This is a genomic window from Vibrio ordalii ATCC 33509 (genome assembly GCA_000257205.1).
Lineage (GTDB): Bacteria > Pseudomonadota > Gammaproteobacteria > Enterobacterales > Vibrionaceae > Vibrio > Vibrio ordalii.
This window is the reverse complement of record AEZC01000163.1, coordinates 1-2,445: the sequence shown is the minus strand read 5'-3', so window position 1 is coordinate 2,445 and position 2,445 is coordinate 1. Positions and strand designations below refer to the sequence as shown.

Annotated in this window: 2 protein-coding genes and 1 pseudogene; 1 reads left to right on the top strand and 2 read right to left on the bottom strand. The window is 41.8% G+C overall.

Annotated features, from left to right (window positions below; all coding sequences use genetic code 11):
- Both VOR_RS18745 and VOR_RS0111360 read right to left on the bottom strand, forming a co-directional pair.
- Positions 1–84: pseudogene (locus VOR_RS18745) on the bottom strand (IS1 family transposase); the annotation flags it as partial.
- Positions 85–400: 316 nt separating this feature from the next.
- Positions 401–1,747 carry a DEAD/DEAH box helicase gene (locus tag VOR_RS0111360; RefSeq protein WP_010319827.1) on the bottom strand — a complete coding sequence of 449 codons (1,347 nt, stop codon included), beginning with the start codon at positions 1,745–1,747 and terminating at the stop codon, positions 401–403.
- Positions 1,748–2,135: 388 nt separating this feature from the next.
- On the opposite strand from VOR_RS0111360, the gene VOR_RS0111355 reads away from it, so the two are divergent.
- A complete protein-coding gene (locus tag VOR_RS0111355; RefSeq protein WP_010319826.1) occupies positions 2,136–2,405 on the top strand; it encodes an Lpp/OprI family alanine-zipper lipoprotein in 270 nt (89 codons plus the stop codon).
- The last annotated feature ends 40 nt before the right edge of the window (positions 2,406–2,445 follow it).

Below are 2,445 nucleotides of genomic sequence, written 5' to 3'. Positions count from 1 at the left end.
CTGAAATTCTGTTACTCCAGTTCCGTGTTTACGAACATGTTCAGTTTGGTTGCAAAATCGACATTGAACTTGAATGGTAGCCATGATTTCTAATTTGAGGGTGAAAAGGCTACCATTTTAACACAACATCTCCATGTTGGAGTCACGACCTGAAATTGAAGAGAATGCTTAAGAAAACTAATTATAATATTATCTAGATTGCTGCTACAGTAAACAATATTAATTATTATTTAAGAAAATTAGAAAAAAAACCTTCATTTATATATAAAAACACCGCTAATTGAGCGGTGTTTTTATAAGAAGCTAAGTTATCGGATAATATATTTTTTTCAGACAATATTGTATGTTGAAGGATCAGAGCCTCCTATACAACAAGCTCATACTGCCATGACGATCATCATTACTCATCGTCCACTTTAGGTGCAACTCTTTTTTTCGGCACAAATACCGCATCACCCACTGCCACATTCTGATAAAAGGTTTTATCGCGTTTAACGGGCTTCTTATTGACGGCATGCGCCTTAGGCTTAGTACTTTTGGTCTTAGCGGCTGCGTTTTTCTTAAAGGCCGCAACACGTGGTTTTAGCCCAGTAAATTTACCTTTTAGATCATCAAATTGAGAGAACTCGATATCTTGTTGCAAAAAAGCTTCCACGCGCTTGAAGCTGTCCCAGTCTTTTGGGCCAACCAGCGAGATTGCATCACCTTTATTACCCGCACGGCCTGTACGACCAACACGGTGCACATACTCTTCCGTATGTTTGGGCATATCAAAGTTAATCACGTGCGTCACATTCGCGATATCAAGGCCACGTGAAGCCACATCCGTCGTGACCAAAATTTTAAATACAGCGCGCTCAAACTGGCTCATGATGGTGTTGCGCTGGTTTTGATTTAAGTTACCACTCAACGCAACGGCTTTCAGTTTCTGCTCGTTGAGTTTAAGCGTTAAACGCTCAGTATCAGAACGAGTTGCGGTAAAAATGATCACTTGTCGATATTCGGCTTCTTGCAGCACGCGTTCGAGTAAGGCTTCTTTGTGATCGAGATGATCACAGAGGTAGAATTTTTGGGTGATGTCTTTATGCTCTTCGTTGGCAACACCAATCGAAATGCGTTTTGGATCTTTAAGCAACTCGGTACCAAAGTCATTCACTTGGCCGTGATCAAGCGTTGCGGAAAACATCAGTGTTTGGCGACGACGGTGGTTCGCCGCATGATGAATACGGCGTAGTTCCGGCGCAAAACCTAGGTCCAGCATGCGGTCAGCTTCATCAAGGATCAGCGTATCTAAACCATCAAGACGCAACGAGCGATGCTCTAAGTGATCCGCTAAACGACCAGGAGTCGCCACAATAAAACGGGGGAAACGGCGCAGTGCTTTTACTTGGTCGTTAAAGTTTTCACCGCCCACAATCAGCGTTGCTTCGTAGCTCAACCCACTGAGCATAGTACGCAGCTCACCGTACACTTGTTTGGCCAACTCACGTGTCGGAGCAAGAATCAGAGCTCTAGGGTCTTTTGCTGATAACGCTTTAGTTTTAAGAGACTTATGCAGCATTGGCAAAACAAACGCTAATGTTTTACCCGAACCAGTCTTAGAGGATGCCAACAAATCTTTACCTGCAATCGCCACGGGAACCGCTTGTTGTTGGATCTCTGTCGCTTGTTTGAAGTCATAGTGTTTGAGGGTCTTCAATAAGCGATTGTCTAAGCCTAAATCTTTAAACTGCAAAGGATTCTCCAAAAATTTGTAAAGTTGCCACAGTAAATAGGGCAAGAGGTCAGAATGAAAACGCAATATGATAGCCCGAAAGGCGCTTAGATAGATAGAGATCACATAAAAATAATCAGCACGTACACTTTTTCAAGGCATAAGAAAATAAAAAAATACGCATCTTAACGATGAGAAATAGCGGAGTAAATGAGCATAAATTGAAATTATTGGGTTATTTTGACGTTTACCCACTGTGTGAAGCCTAAAATAGTGTCTACAATTGAGTTCGTCGCTATAAGATGATTTCCAAAAAAATGGTCCCCAAACGACTTGATATTACAGGTAAACAGCCTCTGATACTTCAAGTCATCAAGGGATAGGCGTCATTGATAATAATTTTATAAACAGGAGTTCCATAATGAACAAGATGTTAATTGCAGCTACCGCTTCTTCTATACTTCTACTTGCTGGTTGCGCATCAGGACCTGATGGAGTAGAAATGACGAAAATGGATCAGCTAAGCAATCAAGTTAGCCAACTTAGTGATCAAATTTCTGCACTTAAGAGCGAGCAATCGACACTTTCGTCTAAAGTAAGCCAAGCGGCTGATGCCGCTACTGCTGCGCAAGAAGAAGCCGCTCGTGCAAACGAGCGTATCGATAATATTGCTCAGTCATACACGAAATAATTTCGTTATTTTTCATGACAAAAATGGCTACGAAGGCTTG